This window comes from Segetibacter aerophilus, from assembly GCF_007991655.1.
In the GTDB taxonomy this organism is placed as follows: Bacteria; Bacteroidota; Bacteroidia; order Chitinophagales; family Chitinophagaceae; genus Segetibacter; species Segetibacter aerophilus.
The window spans coordinates 1-17,746 of sequence record NZ_BJYT01000029.1 but is presented as its reverse complement, the minus strand read 5'-3'; the positions used below and the strand labels follow the sequence as shown (position 1 = coordinate 17,746).

The 17,746-nt window shown below is 37.8% G+C and carries 15 protein-coding genes; 1 reads left to right on the top strand and 14 read right to left on the bottom strand.

Annotated elements, in window-relative coordinates:
- Nucleotides 1–2: 2 nt before the first annotated feature.
- From SAE01_RS21675 to SAE01_RS21610, 14 genes are all read right to left on the bottom strand, one after another.
- Nucleotides 3–1,280 (bottom strand): restriction endonuclease subunit S, encoded by a 1,278-nt coding sequence (locus SAE01_RS21675; RefSeq protein WP_218029218.1) that lies wholly within the window; start codon nucleotides 1,278–1,280, stop codon nucleotides 3–5.
- A gap of 199 nt (nucleotides 1,281–1,479) precedes the next feature.
- On the bottom strand, nucleotides 1,480–3,846 hold the full coding sequence (locus tag SAE01_RS21670) for a type I restriction-modification system subunit M (RefSeq protein ID WP_147205911.1): 2,367 nt from the start codon (nucleotides 3,844–3,846) through the stop codon (nucleotides 1,480–1,482).
- Nucleotides 3,847–4,140: 294 nt separating this feature from the next.
- Nucleotides 4,141–4,884: a hypothetical protein gene (locus SAE01_RS21665; RefSeq protein ID WP_147205910.1), complete on the bottom strand. Its 744-nt coding sequence runs from the start codon at nucleotides 4,882–4,884 to the stop codon at nucleotides 4,141–4,143.
- 4 nt (nucleotides 4,885–4,888) lie between these two features.
- On the bottom strand, nucleotides 4,889–6,370 hold the full coding sequence (locus SAE01_RS21660; protein WP_147205909.1) for a hypothetical protein: 1,482 nt from the start codon (nucleotides 6,368–6,370) through the stop codon (nucleotides 4,889–4,891).
- Between the two features lie 9 nt (nucleotides 6,371–6,379).
- Entirely contained in the window at nucleotides 6,380–7,432 is a 1,053-nt protein-coding gene (locus SAE01_RS21655; protein ID WP_147205908.1) for a hypothetical protein, read from the bottom strand.
- 103 nt (nucleotides 7,433–7,535) lie between these two features.
- The gene (locus tag SAE01_RS21650; protein WP_170234236.1) at nucleotides 7,536–7,967 is read right to left on the bottom strand and encodes a thermonuclease family protein; all 432 of its coding nucleotides are present in this window, start codon (nucleotides 7,965–7,967) and stop codon (nucleotides 7,536–7,538) included.
- 519 nt (nucleotides 7,968–8,486) lie between these two features.
- Nucleotides 8,487–9,749 carry a relaxase/mobilization nuclease domain-containing protein gene (locus tag SAE01_RS21645; RefSeq protein WP_147205906.1) on the bottom strand — a complete coding sequence of 421 codons (1,263 nt, stop codon included), beginning with the start codon at nucleotides 9,747–9,749 and terminating at the stop codon, nucleotides 8,487–8,489.
- Nucleotides 9,734–10,126, bottom strand: coding sequence for a plasmid mobilization protein (locus SAE01_RS21640; RefSeq protein WP_147205905.1), 393 nt, complete (start codon nucleotides 10,124–10,126; stop codon nucleotides 9,734–9,736). The genes SAE01_RS21645 and SAE01_RS21640 overlap by 16 nt, the downstream gene beginning before the upstream one ends.
- A 682-nt stretch (nucleotides 10,127–10,808) precedes the next feature.
- On the bottom strand, nucleotides 10,809–11,261 hold the full coding sequence (locus SAE01_RS24995) for a DUF8464 domain-containing protein (protein WP_246113300.1): 453 nt from the start codon (nucleotides 11,259–11,261) through the stop codon (nucleotides 10,809–10,811).
- Nucleotides 11,262–11,906: 645 nt separating this feature from the next.
- Nucleotides 11,907–12,758, bottom strand: coding sequence for a primase-helicase family protein (locus tag SAE01_RS21630; protein WP_147205904.1), 852 nt, complete (start codon nucleotides 12,756–12,758; stop codon nucleotides 11,907–11,909).
- Between the two features lie 10 nt (nucleotides 12,759–12,768).
- The gene (locus SAE01_RS21625; protein ID WP_147205903.1) at nucleotides 12,769–13,110 is read right to left on the bottom strand and encodes a helix-turn-helix domain-containing protein; all 342 of its coding nucleotides are present in this window, start codon (nucleotides 13,108–13,110) and stop codon (nucleotides 12,769–12,771) included.
- An 88-nt stretch (nucleotides 13,111–13,198) separates the two neighbouring features.
- Nucleotides 13,199–14,146, bottom strand: a complete 948-nt coding sequence (locus tag SAE01_RS21620) for a hypothetical protein (protein ID WP_147205902.1) — start codon at nucleotides 14,144–14,146, stop codon at nucleotides 13,199–13,201.
- An 18-nt stretch (nucleotides 14,147–14,164) separates the two neighbouring features.
- The gene (locus SAE01_RS21615) at nucleotides 14,165–14,731 is read right to left on the bottom strand and encodes an ORF6N domain-containing protein (RefSeq protein ID WP_147205901.1); all 567 of its coding nucleotides are present in this window, start codon (nucleotides 14,729–14,731) and stop codon (nucleotides 14,165–14,167) included.
- A 142-nt stretch (nucleotides 14,732–14,873) separates the two neighbouring features.
- Nucleotides 14,874–16,091 carry a tyrosine-type recombinase/integrase gene (locus SAE01_RS21610; protein WP_147205900.1) on the bottom strand — a complete coding sequence of 406 codons (1,218 nt, stop codon included), beginning with the start codon at nucleotides 16,089–16,091 and terminating at the stop codon, nucleotides 14,874–14,876.
- Nucleotides 16,092–16,684: 593 nt separating this feature from the next.
- Here SAE01_RS21610 and SAE01_RS21605 point away from each other — a divergent pair.
- Nucleotides 16,685–17,746: site-specific integrase (locus SAE01_RS21605; RefSeq protein ID WP_147205899.1), on the top strand; the 1,062-nt coding region annotated here is incomplete at its 3' end.

The following is a 17,746-nucleotide window of genomic DNA, read 5'->3' as shown; positions in this document are numbered from 1 at the left end:
AATCAACTTACTTTTATTTTACCCGTTACAGCAGCATTTATTAATGTCGCTTTGTATTCTTTTAGCTTCTCTATTTCTTTATCTTTTGCCTTTATAGCCGCTTCTGTCTTTTTAAAAACTTTATCTATATGAGCTGATATCTCCGTCTGTTCTTCTTCGGATGGATAGGGAACTAGGACTACTCCAAACTTATCAAAGTACAGCCTTAATCTCATATCCATTATTCCTCTCGAGTACTTTCTTAATTCCGTGGAACAAGCTTTACTCCTAAGTAACTCATGGTAATAATTTCCGTTTGATGGGATTTTAGGTCTTAATATGTCGTAAGCTGGGCTCGTAACTCCCTCGTATTCTGATAAACCTATTGCCCCCATCCACGCTAAAAGTTTATTGACAATAAAGTCACCTTTTTTTACAAACCAATATCCATCTGTTGTAGAAGCTCTATTTCCCTTTTCTTCTAAATCTTTGCGTGGCCTGACTCCAATTTCAGTATATATAGAAAGGAGTTCAAAATTGTTATTAATTGGAGCAGGGTCAATTATCAGCCTAAACAATTGCTTTATCTTCTTCACCTCCCAATGCTCTGGTAACTCTCCAATCCATTCTACTCCACTATCTTTCATTGGAACATCAGGATTAAGCCCACGGGTAACAGCTTTATGAATAAGTATTTGCCTGCGCTCTTTTAAAAGCTCAATTAACTTTACTTTTTGAGCAATGGTTTTATCTATTCTTGCAGTTTTACGGTCAAGAAAATTAGCAATGGCAGTTTGGTCTTGCTTTGATGGAATTGCTATCATAATAGCTTTCATTTCATCATATCGTGTTGTCCACAAATCGGCTACTATACCGTGTCCCATTCTATAAAACTCTTCAACAAAAGCATAACTCTTCAATAGGTAGTTGCAAAATGTTGGATGTATATCAATTGGCTCTAAAACAGTATTGATTAAGGAAACAGAACCATTAAGCGTAGAAATGCCACTTGAACCTTTTCTATCCGAGCGGCTATTAATAACAAAATCACCTGCCATGACCAGCTTTCGATTATCTCCGTCATTGGTCTTAGCGGCACTATCCAGTTGTGGTAAAATTCCTTGCTTTGTAACGGAAAGTGCAGCATAATCTTTATCAGATACTTTTGTCCGTCTTTCAAAAAACCTTGTCCCTAACCTTGTTAGTTCCCAATGTTCAGGAACTTCACCTAACCATTCAACTCCTGAATCTTTATAAGCAGGATATCGTTCTATCTTTATTTCACCTATTACTGCTTCCAAAAATTTCCCTTTTAGTTGTTACAAAAACCTTCTTTCCAAATGAAATTGCGACGCCCTGTTGCTTCTGCAAATATCCTTGACAGGATTCGTAATGATGGCTTCCGTTTGCTGCATAATGAACTTCAGTACAAGAGTGCGACGCAACGATGAAGCCATGAAATACAAATGCTGAGTACCAAAAAATCTCTTCCTAAACTGCTTACGCCAGGTTTAAAATTTCACGTATCAATCCTTCGCTTTCTTCTTCGAGTTGCAGTATATCGTTGGTTACTTCTTCAATATCACGTAAAGGTTTGTGGCGATAGAAGTATTTATTGAAACTTATCTCGTAACCAATCTTTGTTGCATTAAGGTTTATCCATGCCTCTTCTACATGTGGCGTTACTTCGCGTAAGAAATACTGATAGATGTTATCCTTCAACGGTACATTCTCGGTGTCTCTTAAATCACCTTCGGTTTCATACTCAGTGTATTCGCCCTTTTTGTCGGCAGGATAAAAACCAAAGTGAGGCAGTTGCTCTGGGGTGCAATTAAGATGTGCTAACAGTTGTTCGAGTTTATCGCCTGTTAGTTTTACCGTGCCTTTAATTACCTTTTCGGCAGTGGCATCGTACCAGCTAACTGCATTTAGTATAGCATTCTTTTCAGAACCGGATAATTTGAGTTGTGCAGCTTTCAGTTCCCTATCTACCAATGCAGTAAACTGGTTATAGTCGTTGTATTCGCTGGTGCCAATCTTTTCCATTAGGGTTTTGGCAGACTGCATGAGGTCGAGACCTTTTTGCCACGTAGCGGTAGTTGTAAGGGCTTTGCTTGCTTTGTTGTTGAGGTTCAGTTCCTGCTTTTCGCACCATTCAAGGATCGCTTTTTCGTGTTTGGCTATGTTGCTATATAGTTCTTCTCCAAACTCGTCGTAAGCCCATTGCATTGGTTCGCGTAAAAACTTATCGAAACGTAATGCTGCAATACGTTCTCCGGTGAATTGTGCTTTCAGTCGTTTAGGTCGTTCGATGGTTACCTTGTAATAACCAAAGTCGTTATTGTCGAAGATTTTAGAAGCAATGCCTTCATCTTCGTTTGTAACGGTGTTGATTGTTTTATCAACCGCTAACATTTCCCTGTACACTCTTACTATCTGATTGATATCATTGGGAGCAAACTCACAGTTTTTATTACCGAGGTTCTTACGGAGTTTCCTGTACAGCAAACCTGCATCAATCAACTGCACCTTTCCTTTTCGGTGTACTGCTTTGTTGTTTGCCAGCAACCATACATAAGTGGTAATGCCGGTATTGTAAAACAGGTTGTTGGGCATCTGAACAATAGCTTCGAGCATATCGTTTTCGATAATGAAACGGCGAATATTACTTTCACCGCTGCCTGCATCGCCGGTGAACAAGCTGGAGCCATTATGTACAGAAGCAATGCGTGAACCTTGAGGGGTTTGTTTCAATGGTTTCATCTTGCTGACCATCTCCATCAAAAACAACAACTGTCCGTCGGAAGAACGGGGAGTTGCATCGCAATCTTCTTCGTTGCCCCAATAATCATTGAGCTTTATTTTAAAACGAGGGTCAATTACATCTTTACCATCTTTGATATACTTAAGGTCGCCTGTCCATGATTTACCATAAGGCGGATTGGAGAGCATGAAGTTGAAGTTGTTGCCTGCAAATTCATCTGTACTAAGCGTAGAGCCAACACGTATGTTCTCCGGGTTGTTACCCTTGATCATCATATCACTCTTACAGATGGCATAGGTCTCATCGTTTATCTCTTTACCAAACAAGATAACATCTGACGTTGATTTTATTTCGCCTTCTTCATCTTTTATAAAGTTCTGGGACTCTGTCAGCATTCCACCCGAACCACATGCAGGATCGTAAATGGTAATAACAGGCGGTAGGTTATCTTTTACGGGATCAAAGACAAGGTGGGTCATCAGGTCAATTACTTCACGAGGGGTAAAGTGCTCTCCTGCTTCTTCATTGTTCTCTTCATTAAACTTCCTGATAAGTTCTTCAAAGACATAACCCATTCCTAGGTTGGTAAGCGGTTGAAGTTTTCGTCCATCAGGGTCAACTTTTTCAAAAGGTGTTAAGTTGATATTAGGTGAAGTGAACTTCTCTAATACATTCAGCAAAACATCTTTGTTTGCCATGTGCCTTACCTGGCTCTTCAGGTTAAACTTGTCGACTATCTCTTTTACATTTGGACTAAAGCCGTTTAGGTAATCTTCGAAGTTTGAGAGTAAAATTTGCTGGCTGTTGGTAGCTGTATTTTGAAGACGTTGTAGGGTCCATTCGCTAATGTTGTAAAAGACATATCCTGAAGCTTGTCTTAGTCCGTTTTCATCCCATTCTGTAAAGCCGGCATCATCTCTTTGAAATGCAAGTTCTTCCATTACGGCTTCTTTGGTTGGCTCCAGTAAGGCATCTAATCTTCTTAGGACTACCATTGGGAGGATTACATCGCGATATTTTCCCCGGACGTACACGTCACGAAGGCAGTCGTCGGCGATGGACCAGATGAAGGAGACGAGTTTATTGTGGGAGGCGTGGTTCATGGGCTGGTTTACAATTTAATGAACGCGCAATGTAAGGATACTTAATAACAGAAGCCACAGGCCGTTCTACCCATTTGTTTTGCTTCCTGAACAGACATCGTTTCAATGCTATGTGTACACGATCTTAACCCTTTACATTCGCGTGAATGATATGCATGGGCAGTGGAGCTTATACAAACAAGGACACCTTTTTTATTAGTGCCAGAACAGCTTAGTAGGGCAAGTAGCAGGAATTTTAAAGCCGCATTAGATATTTTGCTCAAACATTTAAATTTACAGTAGGAAGGAAATTTATTATACAAAATCTACAATCATTCCAAATTGACTCAACAATTTTTCCCAGTAATAAGTAAGGTTGTTATCATGTTTCGTATTTGATCCTACATACGGTAACACGATATGCACTTTAGAATTCGCTAAAACATTTCTATCTATAAATAGCTCTTTATTAATTCTTCTGGCATGTTCTATTGCAAGATTTATCGCTTCTTGTCTATTTTTGGGATTAACAAGAAAATTCTTGGATGATTGTTTTGCGTCTGTAAAAAGAAAAATTTCTTTTTTTTTATTATTTGCTGCTTGCCGGGAAACAACTTCTAAAATTCCAATTATATCAGTCCCTTGTTTGTTGTCAGGATCGTACCCTTCTTTAAAAAGTTGATTAGCTCTATCATAAAAAACCTTTTTTTCTTTACCAATGTTGCTCTTATAAGCATTCTGTAATTTTCTCACTTGCATTGGAGGAGTTCCAGGCCTGCAACTAAAAATTGGAATTGAATAATTTTTAACAGGAGGAGCCCCTTTGGTTTTGTCGTGAATAACAAGCAATTGAAGTTCATCATTCGGATTTCCAACTTTATTTACTCCATCCCACAATATCTTTTCAGTTTTTCCTTTGATGTCAGGAGAATTATAAGAAACACTTGCACTTTTATCAACAAAAAATAAGATTTCAATAGGGGGGATGGATTGAGTAAGGGCAAGAGTATTATTACCGACGATACTTATAACAAGACAAACTATAAATCTAATTTTCATACTCTTATTTATCGAAATCATAATATTCAAAATTTATATTCCCTTCCTTATTTACCTTGTTTTTAAAATCTTGAGAAATCATTCTCCTTAATGCTATAAATGGTCGAGTTCTTGACAAAGAACCTCCTGTTGTTGTTGCTGGTAGAGCTACCTTCGAGCTACCCAAATTTGAATACTGTGTTTTAGACATCACACTTTCGTTTAACCACTCCTCAGTAACTTTCCCCGCAAGCTTTGAACCCCGATAATATCCATCCTGATAGACTGCTTTGCTTTTTTCAATTAGCTTTTGCATTTTACTTGCTATGAATACTTCAAGGAGTTCTTTTTTATCCTTAATTAATTCTTTTACACCTAACTCTTCCTGAAGATCAGCTATTTCATCTTCTACCATCTTTATGTCTATTTCTGCTTTTACACTTTTGGAGTCTATTTCGAGCTTTTCCTTATTAAGTTTAAAAACCCTGTAATTCCATCGCTTTTGCCGGAAGTTGTTCCAGGCTATTCGGTAATTCTTAAAAATGACAGGAATTGAAATGCCCAGACATATTGCACCGGCAATAGCAAAAAGAAATGTTGAAGAAACAATTGCATATTCGGCAAAACCTGAAGTTTCTTGAGGCGTCCGAGAGGTAGGTGCCGTAGAGCTATCAGCTATGTCTGTAGATACTTCTCCAATTTGTAAACCCATACTTATTAGCTCTTCCCTGAATTTACCAAATGCAACCAACATGGAAAGGACTAAGCCGGAAGATATGAGGATAAATATCGCAAAGACTTTTTTAGAACCATTTTTTTGGTACGGCTTTTCAACCAATCTGTCAAAGGCAGGCTTTAAAACGATTGCTAAACCGGCAATGGCAAATGCGAATAAATAAGCAATAGGAGAAAAAACAGGATTACCTAAACTGTCGGTAGTTGCGCCGATTTGTAAATTTGTAGCGACAATGTTTAGAGCTATCCCGTAGTCCGCCGCAATAAATAACAAGGCGAACAGGAAAAATATAATAGCTGCAAATAGTGTGTAATCCGTTTTTACTGATTGCTTAAGGTCCTCTATAATGCCTTTTGCTGTCACTACTTTTTGTTGCCAGAATTTAATCTTGTTTTCCTTTTCATTCGCTTCTAAAATAAGAATCCCATGATCTGCTCTTCTATCTAGTTGTTTTTTTACAAGTTCAAGTCTTTTCGCTCTTGCGTCCTTGTATTTGTTTGAAAGATCTGCAATTTCATCAGTTGTTCTTGCTATTCGTTGATCCCGATTTATTTCTTCATAGTAATAAGTGATAAATTGCTCGAACGTCTCCGGCGGCACTTCCAGTATTCCATTGGTAATACCATGTTCGTATAATTTGAATGAATGCAAGTCTTTATTTGCAGCCTCTTCTTCTTTCTCAAAAGAATGGTTTGATGGAGCGATTTGATTCTTTTGGGGTTGCTCCTGTAAATTTTCTTCCCCCTTAGAATCTTTATTTTCAAGTTCCATTTGTCTGTATTAAATATTTGGATTAGCAGAATAATTTCTTGCAAGGTTGTATTCACTCATAAATAAATTCACCTTCAACTCTGATTGTTGGTCTAAGCTCAAACATTCCGCTTCCAATTTCAAAATCTCTGATTGTAATGTATTTATTGTTGTTATTTTTTCTTCCAGTGTTTTCTTTTTCTTTTCAATCGCTTCGTTATCACTAATTCCTTTTTGCCTCGATAATTTTGCCGTTTTACGTACGGCTAAAAGTTGCTTAAAATCTTCCACCAGGTTGTGGTACACACCGAGAAGTAGTTTGCCGCAAAAGAAGAAGAGGAATAGAAGGAAAATGCCGATAACAATTGTCAGCCCAATTTTTTGAGTATGCTCATACGCGATATAAGAGACAAAAACAGTAGTGGCAAGTGGTGAACCAATTTCCAGCAATGCAACTTTTGATCTGCTGCCAAAGCTCTTATTATTTGTATCATCAGGATTAAGCCAGGTAGATAAAGGAGCAACCAATGAAAACAGGCCAAAAAGGAAAACACCAATCGAGGCAGCTAGTCCAAAATCTGGTGTTACAAAAAAATGGATAAGAAAAAAACTACCAATTGCAGCTCCGGTTATGAAAGCCAGACCTAACAAGTTTCTAAAGAAATAGGTGTTTTTCTTTTCTGTTTCTAAATTTTCTGCAACTACAGCTTTCGCCAGTTGCTCCAGTTCTGCCTCTATCTTCCTTCTTTCATTTATCAATTCATTGACTGTTCCTGATATACCATTTTTCTTTGCGTCAATTTCTGCCTTTCGCTCAAGAAAATAGTTTTTTATTGCACTTACCTTTTCCATAGTAGTTGCAGAAGTTAATCCGAACAAAACACCTTCATCTCGCAGCAAGCCGTCATTTGTAATCCAAATGTTTCGAGCATCTAAATAGATAGTGTTTTTTTCACCCTGATCTTTCTCTTTGACTTGCTCCTTTGGCTCGACCGTATCTAAAGGAACGCTTTCGTCCAATGCCTTCTTTTTATTAAAAAAACGGGTAAAGGAAACAGAATCCTTTAATGAGCTAACATTCATGAGATATTATTAATAGTAATAGAATAAGAATTTTAATGAGTTTGTTGATCCAATAGCAAATGGAGTTGTTTAAAGCATCGAATAGTTGTGTGTCTATAACCCGCTATTTTTGATTTCGCCATTCCCATGGAGGAACTGGTTTCGCATCCGCCCAAAGTCCAATCTTCTTTTGTCTTGCACTTTTTTCCATATCTCTCCATTTCGAATTGTCATCGTACTTTGTAAAATGCCACGCTAAGCCACACTTCAATACACTCTCGTTGATATTTTCTTTTTCGTAAAAAACAACCCCTACAATTCTCTTCCACCTGTCATAGGTTTTAAATTCTACGTGAACCGATTTACCAAAAACCAATTCGCTTAATCTTTCCTTAGCAACAGTCCCAAATGGCTGTTTCCTTTCAGGACAGTCTATCCCATACAACCTGATTTTTTCTTGTTTTTGATCTGCCGTAAGTAAAGTGAAGGTATCCCCGTCGATGATTCTCACAACTTTGCCACTTATGGTATCGCCACTTTTATAACGTGATTCCAAGCGACAGCTTAAAAGGGCTAGTAGAGCAAAAAGGAAAAGTGATCGCAACAACATTAATTGATATTGTTAATTTGTTGAGCTTAATTCTTTCCTACTTGTCCGCGACTTAAACAAGATATTCCACAATAACGACAACCATCCCTTTAAATTGTCTGCTGTTTCTGCAATAATTACTATAAGTGATTCAAAACACAAAGGCTTCTTAAGCTGCACCTGCCTGTCCAAGGCTTTAGTCATTTTTTCTTTATGGCCCCCACCCAATTCTTGTAAGTTTTGGTTAGCAGTAATCAATGTCTGAACTTAAGAACTAAATATAAGAATATTTATAAATACTTTTTGGGGATTCGTATTTAGGACACGCTTGAGCTAATAAATCACGTCTTGATCATACAAAATCACATGTTTATGTGATAGGTTGGGAGACATTTTTTTTGTGCAAATTCCATTTTCTAGCGCTTCTTTTCTTAGATAAGATCTTTATAATGTTTTTTATGCAAATGCAAAAACTTCATTCTCCTCCTACAGACGCAATCTCTTCGAATGCTTTTTCCTTTTCTTCTTTCTGAATTGGATGGGCAAATAACTATCCTGGTTTTCCGGCTGTAATAACTCATCTAATAGATTTGAATTTTGAATTGATTTTTTTATTTCACCAGCGACATTTTTGTTGTCTGTTTTAGCATCGTTTATTTCATGCTTTATACCTTTACTAACACTTTCTTTTTGCTCAGTTGAATTAAACTTCTCTAACAACCCTTTTGCCCCATATTCTTTTCCAATATCACTGCCGTTGAAAACAGTTTTATTTACGTGATCTACAAACGTAACCCCATACATTAACCCTTGCGCGTTTTGTCTGACTGCTACGTGAGTACCTTGTTTTTGAAGTTCATTTGAAAAGCTTTTGAGGTCTTTTCCACCTTGCAATAGCGCCAAATCAATTTTAGTTTTTAACCTCCTTTTAAACTGCTGCCTGTCAACATCATTCTCCTTAAACTTTTGTTCTAACCATGGAAGAGTGGGCTTGCTATAAAAAGCACTTGCTTTAATTGGAGTCCCGATTTTGTTTCCTTTTTCATCAAGTACTCGATATACCAACCCTTTTCCTTCATACATTTTAGATGTCTCCGGCCCACGGTCAGCCATTACATTATACAACTTAAGTACTGCGTTTAATTCCGGTAAAGAAGTGTATTTGTATTGTGGCAAAACCACATTTAAAACATTTGTAATTGCACGTTTAGTTTCAGTCTTTCCGTAGATAATTCTTTGCGCACTTACAGCTTTAAGTTCCTGTGTTTGTTGTTGTTTTTTGCTTTCTGCCTGTACCAGTTTGAATTCAATTTCTATTTTTTTCCGGGCTTGTTCAGATTGATTTTTTCCAATGTTATTCATCTCAATCCGGCTGCCATCTGCTGTTATATTTGTACTTACAATGTGTATGTGCTGATGCCCCGCATCGAAGTGCTGGTAAACTAGGTATGGCTGTTTGCCAAAACCTATTTGCTGCATGTACGAGTCTGCAATTTGATTGAGCTTTTCCTTGTCCAGTTTATCGACAGCATCGAAGTTTAAAGATATATGCACACTGTTTGCAATTACCCGCTCATTTAAAGCCGCCTGGTGTTCTAACCGGTGTAGCTTTTGGTAGAAATTTAGCTGCTCGGGATCCTTGGCGTAATTAGCTGCATTTATACACTCTGCCTGGTTCTGCTGAACCTTCTTTTCATTATAATTTACAGCATTTGAAAGGCTCTTAGTTTTTTTTATTCTTGCGACCATTTGTCGGAAAATTGATTGATCCTTAATTTGATTTCATCAACCTTTTTTACGAGGCTTTCTTTGGCTGATTCATTTATAAAAAACCACGTTTTAAATTCAGGTATCGTCTGTAATAAATGGAGTTTTTTTACTACCTGGTTGTAGTTATTTCCGATAGCATTCAGTTCATTTCTCAGCAGGATTAGTTCTGCCATAAAGTCGTCCATTGACTTATTTCTCTTAAACACAGTTAACTTCTTTTCAAGCAAAACATACCGCATGTAATCGCTTAATTTGCGACAGGTCGTTGTCTTAAAATTTGTCGTAATTCTTTCATACTCACCCATTGTCAGGCGGAGTGTAACAACTCTTGTCCTGTTAGTTTTTGTCTCATTCATCACATATCTTTTTCTTTGGGTTATGATTTAAATAGCCTTGGCGAAGCGCTTGGTTGTCTTCATTCTTCCCGACCCGAGTTCCGAGGGGTAAGGGCTGGATTTCGTTTGTATTACAAACGGACATCTAGCCAGTGCAAAGGCACTTTAAATGATTTTACCATTGTCGAACATTAATTCGGCTTTAAGCGGATGAAACAATAAGTAATAACGACTTTTACAAATGGCTTCCTAATCGGTGGTGTTGTTTAATGTGTTGGCTTTGATCAATCAAAAAGTCGTTTAGGTCGTTGCGTTCGCTATAGAGATGACTTCTGTCAGTGTACTTTTTATCCCATTTTAAGGCCTCCCTGCTTTTGTTTTGTACAGGCCAGATCCCGGTCCAAATCAGCTGAACCCGATCATATTTTTCCAATTTCTGCTGGCTCTTTTTATAGAATGCAAGGGAGTTTAGTACAAGAAAATTTGTCAGTTGATGAGATGGATCTTGAAATAAAACCTGGTAGGAAAGAAAGCTGAAGAAACCTTCACAAACAGAAATAATTTTAGAATTTTGGCTTCGAATTTATGGTGACCTCTTTGGGGGAGATGCTGCCTTTAAAGAGCTCGTTTCGTAGTTCGAAACCTCCTCAATTATTTTCAAATCCTATAGCAAAATATCCCTTATTGTGCAGCTCAATTCTACTTACTTGCAGTATTTATTACCCAGCTTAAAAGGTATTTTTCTAGTGTCAAGATATCGGCAAAGAGCAGGATGTGCAAGTGGTTTTGCGGCTATCACTTTTATTGCAGGTTCAAGTGCCTCATACTGGTTTTGCGCCTTTTGCAGAGGCTGTTGAACCGTCAGTGTCTGCGGGTGAAAAGAAAAAAAATTCTGCAGTTTTACCAGCAATTCAGAGACATTACAACGGTGATAAATCTCAAAGTCTATTATGTTTCCTCCCTGTACTGTTCCATGATCGAACCATGCATTTAGTTTTCGGTTGACTTTAAGTGAAGCTGTTTTTTCATCCCTTAATGGTGACAAATAACAGTAATCCTGGTTCCTGATTTTCTGTGGTTGATAGCCTAATTTTTTAAGGTGATCTACCGGGTTAATCTGCTTTGCTTCTTGTATAGAAAATCGTATGTTGTTCATTGTACTTGTCTTTATTTTGGTGGTCTATTATGTGATCCTAGCTGGCTTAAAAAGGCAGGCGTGAAAAGTGCCGATGTAACAGGATGTTTTTTATGATGAGATGATGAGAAAGCTTCTAACCCTTTATTTTTAATTGTTTAAGTGCTCATCATAATCTCATCATAGATCTTTACTTTGATGAGAATTCTCATCGTGCTCATCATGGCTCATCAAACTTTCAGGATTTTGATGAGGGCTTAAAACCTTTACTAATCTAGCTTTCATGTGTTTTTCACCCTACTCTCATCAAATTTTTGCTCCATCCAATCCTGTGAAATCGTATAATAACTCCCTGTGTATTGAACCTGAACCAGTTCATCTGGTAGTGTTATAGATATAGGTTTGGTAGCTCAGACTGTTGTTTACCGGCTGCAATCCCCACTCGTTTTGCAATACTGCCGAGATATTTTGCCTGGATAAACGAGGGCTGCTTTTCTTAAGAAGTTCGAGTAAATCTTTATTAGTAAAACTGATTTCCCTCCCATTGGTAAGTCAAATACTTCTTTAAAAAGCAACAGTATTTCTGTTTCTGTTTTATTGCGGTTATTTCTGATGAAGCGTAACAGTGCATCTGCACGCAAGTGCTTTTCTGAAAACACATTCTTGTTATCGGATAAGGAACTGATAAGGTTCTTTAAGTAGGTGGTGGAGAAGGTAGGGGATCTCCTTTTCCATGTCCTTCAACAGCCGTATATTTTTTGAAGTAGGCACTGGTATTTTCCTTATCCAGTACCGTGTTTCTGTTGGATCAATTACTATAAAATTTTCTCCATTGTTGGAGTACAGAACAAACTTTCCAAAAAACTCAATCTTTTTAACGTCTTTGTTTTTTGCCTCGCTTTTTGAGGTTCGTGCTGTACTTAAATTCTTGATTTTTTCCGAGTCCTCCCTTCTGTCCAGCAGTACTTCGTCTACGGCTATTATCAACATATTCATCCAGTCAGAATTAAACTGTGACCTAAAGTCACTGTTGCGACTAAAAGTCATGTTCTTTTCAAAGATCAGTTTGAGCAGGTTGAGAAAAGTTGACTTGCATGTTTTACGCTCCCTTGATACTAGGCACAGTACGGGCAACTTTTGAGTGGGTTTAGAATAAAGCGGCTGCATGCAGTCAAAGCCAAGCTCATACTGTTCATTGAAAGTGTGGCGCAGAAATTCCAGTATGTTTTGGCGGCTTCCCGGTTCAAGTTTCCACTCTCTTGGTTGGTATAGGTTATAGAAGCTGCCAACGGTTTCCTGGTAGTTTAAATGGCTCGGAACGAAGGAGAAGCCGTCAAACTTAGGGTTTCTTTTAAACGCACCTCTGGACATGTCCTGTTTCAGCATCTCTGCTGACCATGGCATCCAGACTTCTATGTATTCACCTTGTATCGTTGGCTGGGGGCATTTCTTGTAGTAGTTTGTCTGAACGCGGATGTAACTATTAGGTGCGTTCAATGGGAAGTTAGTAACAGACATAAGAATGGATTTAACGGTTACCTTTTTTCCTGTTAGCTAAATATTCATCTGCTTCCTGAGCTATTTCTGTTACCGTCTTTTTTCGTCCTGATTTTATCCACTCAGCCAGTTCTGACTTGTAAAAGTACAAGCGCTTACCTTGTTTGTTAACAGGAATTTCGTTGCGGCTAACTTTGCCGTAGATGGTGGGAGTAGAAAGATTGAGGAACTCTGCTGCCTGTGCTATTGTAAGCAGCTCATCCGTCTTAGGAGAATGGTCATTTGCCTCGCGTAACAACTGTTCAATATGATCCAGTTTTTCATGTAGCCTCGTTACAGCTTGCGGTAATTGTTCAAACGTGATTGTTTCCATAACAGTATTTTTATTTTTATACTGCAATGGTAGTGGAGTGTTTTGCAGGCTTACAAGCGGTTATGCCTGTATTCCTCCGATAATACTCCTATGTTTTGTTATTTCTATTGTTTCTTTGCAGAGGTAAGATTACGAACTGGCCATCCTTTTTTCGAACGTTTAAGATAGGAGATTGACAAGTCTTTGTATTGGAGGAAATTATATCTAAGAGGTATTTTTCAGAATAGTTCTTTACGGCTCCTTTGTCACTGTATGTAAAGTGTTCGATAATCCAGCTAATTAATTGTGCCTTGTTACAACCGATGATTAAATTAGCCTCAAATAGTTGTTTAAAGGCATCGGCAAGCTGATTTCCGGCACCTCTAAAAGCAAGCGTATGTTCTACTTCGATTTCTCCCGTCAGTAGGCTTTTCAGTTGAGGATGATCAATTGGTTTAAAATAATCCTTTACCAGTTCATAAAGTTCCGCTATTACACTTTCCTTAAATACGGGTTTCGGTTCCTCCTTTTTCACCGGCTTTATATTATCCGTCTTTTCCGCTTCCTTGCCTTGCCGAGTAGCTTTGAAAACACTTTGTTCAAATTCTTCCAATGCATTCTGACGTGCTCTAATACTATCCTGTAAATCAGTGATGAAATAGTCATCCGCTTTAGCATGATCCTGAAATGATAATTCGGGAACGATAAATAGTTCGTTCAAATTTAAACTGTATAGTAGATCTGTTAGGTGTTCGCTACCTACCGGAACATCCGAATGCTTTAAACTGTTCCAAAACTGGTGATAATGTTCCCTTAATTCACCCAATCTGTGTAATTGAAGTTGTATCTGATCGCTGGAAAGGTTTAAAATATCTATTACTGCAAGCTCTTTTAGTTCCTTTAGTTCATTTCTGAATGTATCGCTTAAGTAAGGGTTTTGATGACTGATAACGTAAATAGAGAAATTTTCTGGGTTACGCGACTCATCCTGTCTTTTTTGAGCTGTTTTGATGTCTAATGTTTGAAGCTTTATTATAAAGTCCTTGTAATGCTTCATTTCATACCATTAAAATAATTACTTTTTAAATCCTATCCTTTCTCTTTCCTCCCATTTTCGCCCTGCTGCTTTTTCATCTAACAAATTTTCCATTGCATCATAAATTTGGTTTAGCTGTACATCATGCTCGCCTAAACGTTCTTTTATCTGTTGCAACTGTTCTTTTAAATCGTTTTGCCTTAGTAATACTTTTCTTACTTCTACAAAAGCTCTCATAATAGCAATGTTCATATTTATTGCTTTATCGCTGTTTAGTACTCCACTTAACATGGCAACGCCTTGCTCTGTAAAAGCGTAAGGCAAGTACTTACTATGCTGACCTCGGCCTGTCTTTAAGGTTTCATTTTGCAACCTTAGAGGATGATCATTTTTTTCTAAGGTTTCAATTTGAAACCTTAATTCTTCAAATTCGTCCTTATTAAGCTGAAACATAAAATCTTCTGGAAACCTCTTAATATTGCGTTTTACAGCAAGGTTTAAAGCTTTAGTTTCCGTTTCATACAAGGCTGCTAAATCTCTATCGAGCATTACTCTTTCGCCTCTTATTTCATAAATTCTATTTTGTATATTTTTTATTATTTGCATAGTAATATTTAAGGGTCTAAGGTAATTTAATTGGCCGCTTCCCTTTTGGTCGGATTAACAGCCTCAATAATTTACTTACCAATTCTCCCTATCGTAAATGTATATATATCTGCTTCTTACTTGTTGGGTACAATTTCTTTTTTTAAAATGCGGCCAGTGCCTTAGCCATTTCTTTCTTTTGGTCATCGTCAAACGAGGCTAAATAACTTTGTGTTGTCTTTAGGTTTGAATGCCCCAATGCCTCACTTATAAACTCTGTGCTCGCCCCGCTCTTTTTTAATATTGTAGCAAAACTATGTCGGGCAGCATACGTTGTTACATCTTGATTAATTCCAACAGTTTTAGCGATAGTTTTCATGTTTGCGTTAATCACGTCGTTTATTTGCTTTATCAATTGACGTTCCCTTTCAGGTGAAAGATCTTCCTTTAAAATAGGAAATATATACGTGTCACCTGTCACTTTCTTACTACCCCACCTTTTAATAATCTCGATAGCCGGGTCCAGCAACGGAACTCGGATAGCCTCAACTCTTCTTTTTGTTCTTATTGTTTTTGCTCTTTTAAAGACCAATACATCTCCGTCAATATCTTTATATTTTAGAAGACATAGGTCTTTTACATTAATACCATTACAGAAATAGATAAACATCCATAAATCCTTTGCCATTTCTTGGCTACTTCCTTGCAATGGAGTGTAATGATAAAGAGAGGAAATATCTTTAATGGTAAGGGCTTTTTTGATGTTTTTTCCAGTTGGTATTTCAAATCTGCGCCTTCCAAAAGGATATAATTCCTTTGATACGATACCTTCAGAAATAGCAATGTTGAAAATCGTCCTAAGACTTCGCAGGTAAATTCCAGTTGTCGTAACGCTTTTTTTATTAGTAAGCATCCAATTCTCATAACTACGGAGCAACTCAGGAGTGACGTCAGCGAAAATTAGATTTGGTTTAAATTTATTTATACTAGTCGTAGCGCACTTATAGGACTCCGCAGTTCCAATTCTTTTCTCCGCTAGTAGTTCAGATATATAATCTTCAAAAGCATGGGATATATTAGAGGAATTTCCTTTATTCTTTAAAAATTTCTTCTCAAAGCTATTCCAGGTAAAAAAAGGCAATTCTTTGATTATTTCTGAGGCTTTTCCTTCCAGCGCATTTAGTTTCATTCTTGTCTCCTTAAACTCATTTCGAGGCCGCTGAGCCATAACCTTAGTGAACTGCTCGATTGTTAGGTTAAAGGATGTAGGATAATACTTTTTTCTTCTTTGGTAGGTTATCCTTATCGATATCGCACACTTCCCATCTTGTTGAGGGTGGTACCTATCAATAAATATTGAAGTTGTTGCCAATTCAGCCATTTAATAAAATTTATATCTCAGATTTTTCCGACACAATTCCGACACAAATTTAATATAAATAGGACAAATAACAATTAATAGCTATAAGTAAATTTCCTCTGGAATCTTTGCTGGGGCTGCGTTCCAATAAAATTGATAACAAAAACTCTCGTTTTGTTTTTCATAAAAAATTGGACTCATAATCAGGTGGTCCTAGGTTCAAATCCTAGTGGGCCCACCAAATAGGTATCAAACTCTCCTAAAAGCCGTCGCAACTCATTGATTTGCACGGCTTTTTTATTTTCCCCTGTTTAAACAATATCAAAGAATATCAAACAATTCGGTAACCTGTTTCATATACCAATAGCCTTTTTTAAAATTTGAGGTTACCGGATTTGGATAAAAAGCCCGTCAATGCTGCGTTTTAAGACATGGCGAAAGGTACCATCAGGAGGGAGCGGAACGGGGACTGTGAGGGACCTGAACCACAGGTCCATCTACGTGAAAAGAAAAAAGCAGGGGCCTGAACGGGGAGCCAAAAGGTCCCCCCAAAAAAACGATAAAGCGGCGGTTTTCAGATTGCGCAACCATTTTTAAAATTTAAAATAGTCATCATGAAAAGTATGCAAAATCTCAGTGTATTGTTTTGGCTGTGGAAAGTCAAGACCGACAGGCGGGGGAAAGCGCCTATTTATATCCGAATTACCATTGACGGGAAGCAAGCCCAAATGTCTTCCGGCCTCAAAGTAGAACCTGAGTTCTTCAACCAGCAAAAAGAACAGGTTACAAGTAGAACTATCGAAGCACAAGTAATCAATCAAAAAATCCACAATATCAGGGGGCAGCTCGAGCACCAATTCATGGTGCTCTGCGCGCAGTCCCAACATGTTCATCCCGAAATGCTGAAAGAAACTTTGTTGGGTAAAGCCCAGCCAAAAAAAACCTTCATGGATATTTTTGATTACCACAATACAACTTTCCAACAGAAGGTAGAAGCCGGTAAAAAGAGCATCGCCACCTTAAAAAAATATTACGCTACTAAAGAAAAACTAAGAGCGTTCCTTCAGGCTGAATATAGTAAGGCAGATATATCACTGGCAGATGTGAAACAAACTTTCCCCAATGACTTCGAGCATTACTTATCGGTATATGAACACCTTCAGAACAATACGATCATGAAGCACATAAAGAACCTCAAAAAGATCCTGACATTGGCGGTGCAGAAGGAGTTGATTCCAACTAACCCATTTCAGCTTTACCGGTGTAGCTATCAAACTACTGCCAGAGAAAGATTGACGGAGGGAGAGCTTAAAAAGCTAATGAATACAAAATTTAAAAGGGTTGCGCTTGAGGAAGCCAGGGATTGCTATATAGCCATGTGCTTTACCGGGTATGCTTACACTGATGCCTTTCTCCTAGCCCCGGAAAATATCCAGGTACTTGACGACGGTGGAAGATGGTTTGTAAAAAACAGGGAGAAAACATCCGGCAACGAAAATGTACCCATTTTACCAGTGGTTGAACAAATAATAGAAAAGTACAAAGACCATCCATATTGTCTTGCTTACAATAAAGTCTTTCCAATACACAGCAATCAAAAATTCAATGCTTATTTAAAAGACATAACAAAAGTGGCTGGAATAAATAAAGAACTTACTACCCATACTGCCAGACAC

What these genes read in the sequence shown, in the direction of transcription:
- SAE01_RS21670 (WP_147205911.1), bottom strand. Translation starts at nt 3,846, where the DNA reads ATGAACCACGCCTCCCACAATAAACTCGTCTCCTTCATCTGGTCCATC.
- SAE01_RS21665 (WP_147205910.1), bottom strand. Translation starts at nt 4,884, where the DNA reads ATGAAAATTAGATTTATAGTTTGTCTTGTTATAAGTATCGTCGGTAAT.
- SAE01_RS21660 (WP_147205909.1), bottom strand. Translation starts at nt 6,370, where the DNA reads ATGGAACTTGAAAATAAAGATTCTAAGGGGGAAGAAAATTTACAGGAG.
- SAE01_RS21655 (WP_147205908.1), bottom strand. Translation starts at nt 7,432, where the DNA reads ATGAATGTTAGCTCATTAAAGGATTCTGTTTCCTTTACCCGTTTTTTT.
- SAE01_RS21645 (WP_147205906.1), bottom strand. Translation starts at nt 9,749, where the DNA reads ATGGTCGCAAGAATAAAAAAAACTAAGAGCCTTTCAAATGCTGTAAAT.
- SAE01_RS21640 (WP_147205905.1), bottom strand. Translation starts at nt 10,126, where the DNA reads ATGAATGAGACAAAAACTAACAGGACAAGAGTTGTTACACTCCGCCTG.
- SAE01_RS24995 (WP_246113300.1), bottom strand. Translation starts at nt 11,261, where the DNA reads ATGAACAACATACGATTTTCTATACAAGAAGCAAAGCAGATTAACCCG.
- SAE01_RS21630 (WP_147205904.1), bottom strand. Translation starts at nt 12,758, where the DNA reads ATGTCTGTTACTAACTTCCCATTGAACGCACCTAATAGTTACATCCGC.
- SAE01_RS21625 (WP_147205903.1), bottom strand. Translation starts at nt 13,110, where the DNA reads ATGGAAACAATCACGTTTGAACAATTACCGCAAGCTGTAACGAGGCTA.
- SAE01_RS21620 (WP_147205902.1), bottom strand. Translation starts at nt 14,146, where the DNA reads ATGAAGCATTACAAGGACTTTATAATAAAGCTTCAAACATTAGACATC.
- SAE01_RS21615 (WP_147205901.1), bottom strand. Translation starts at nt 14,731, where the DNA reads ATGCAAATAATAAAAAATATACAAAATAGAATTTATGAAATAAGAGGC.
- SAE01_RS21610 (WP_147205900.1), bottom strand. Translation starts at nt 16,091, where the DNA reads ATGGCTGAATTGGCAACAACTTCAATATTTATTGATAGGTACCACCCT.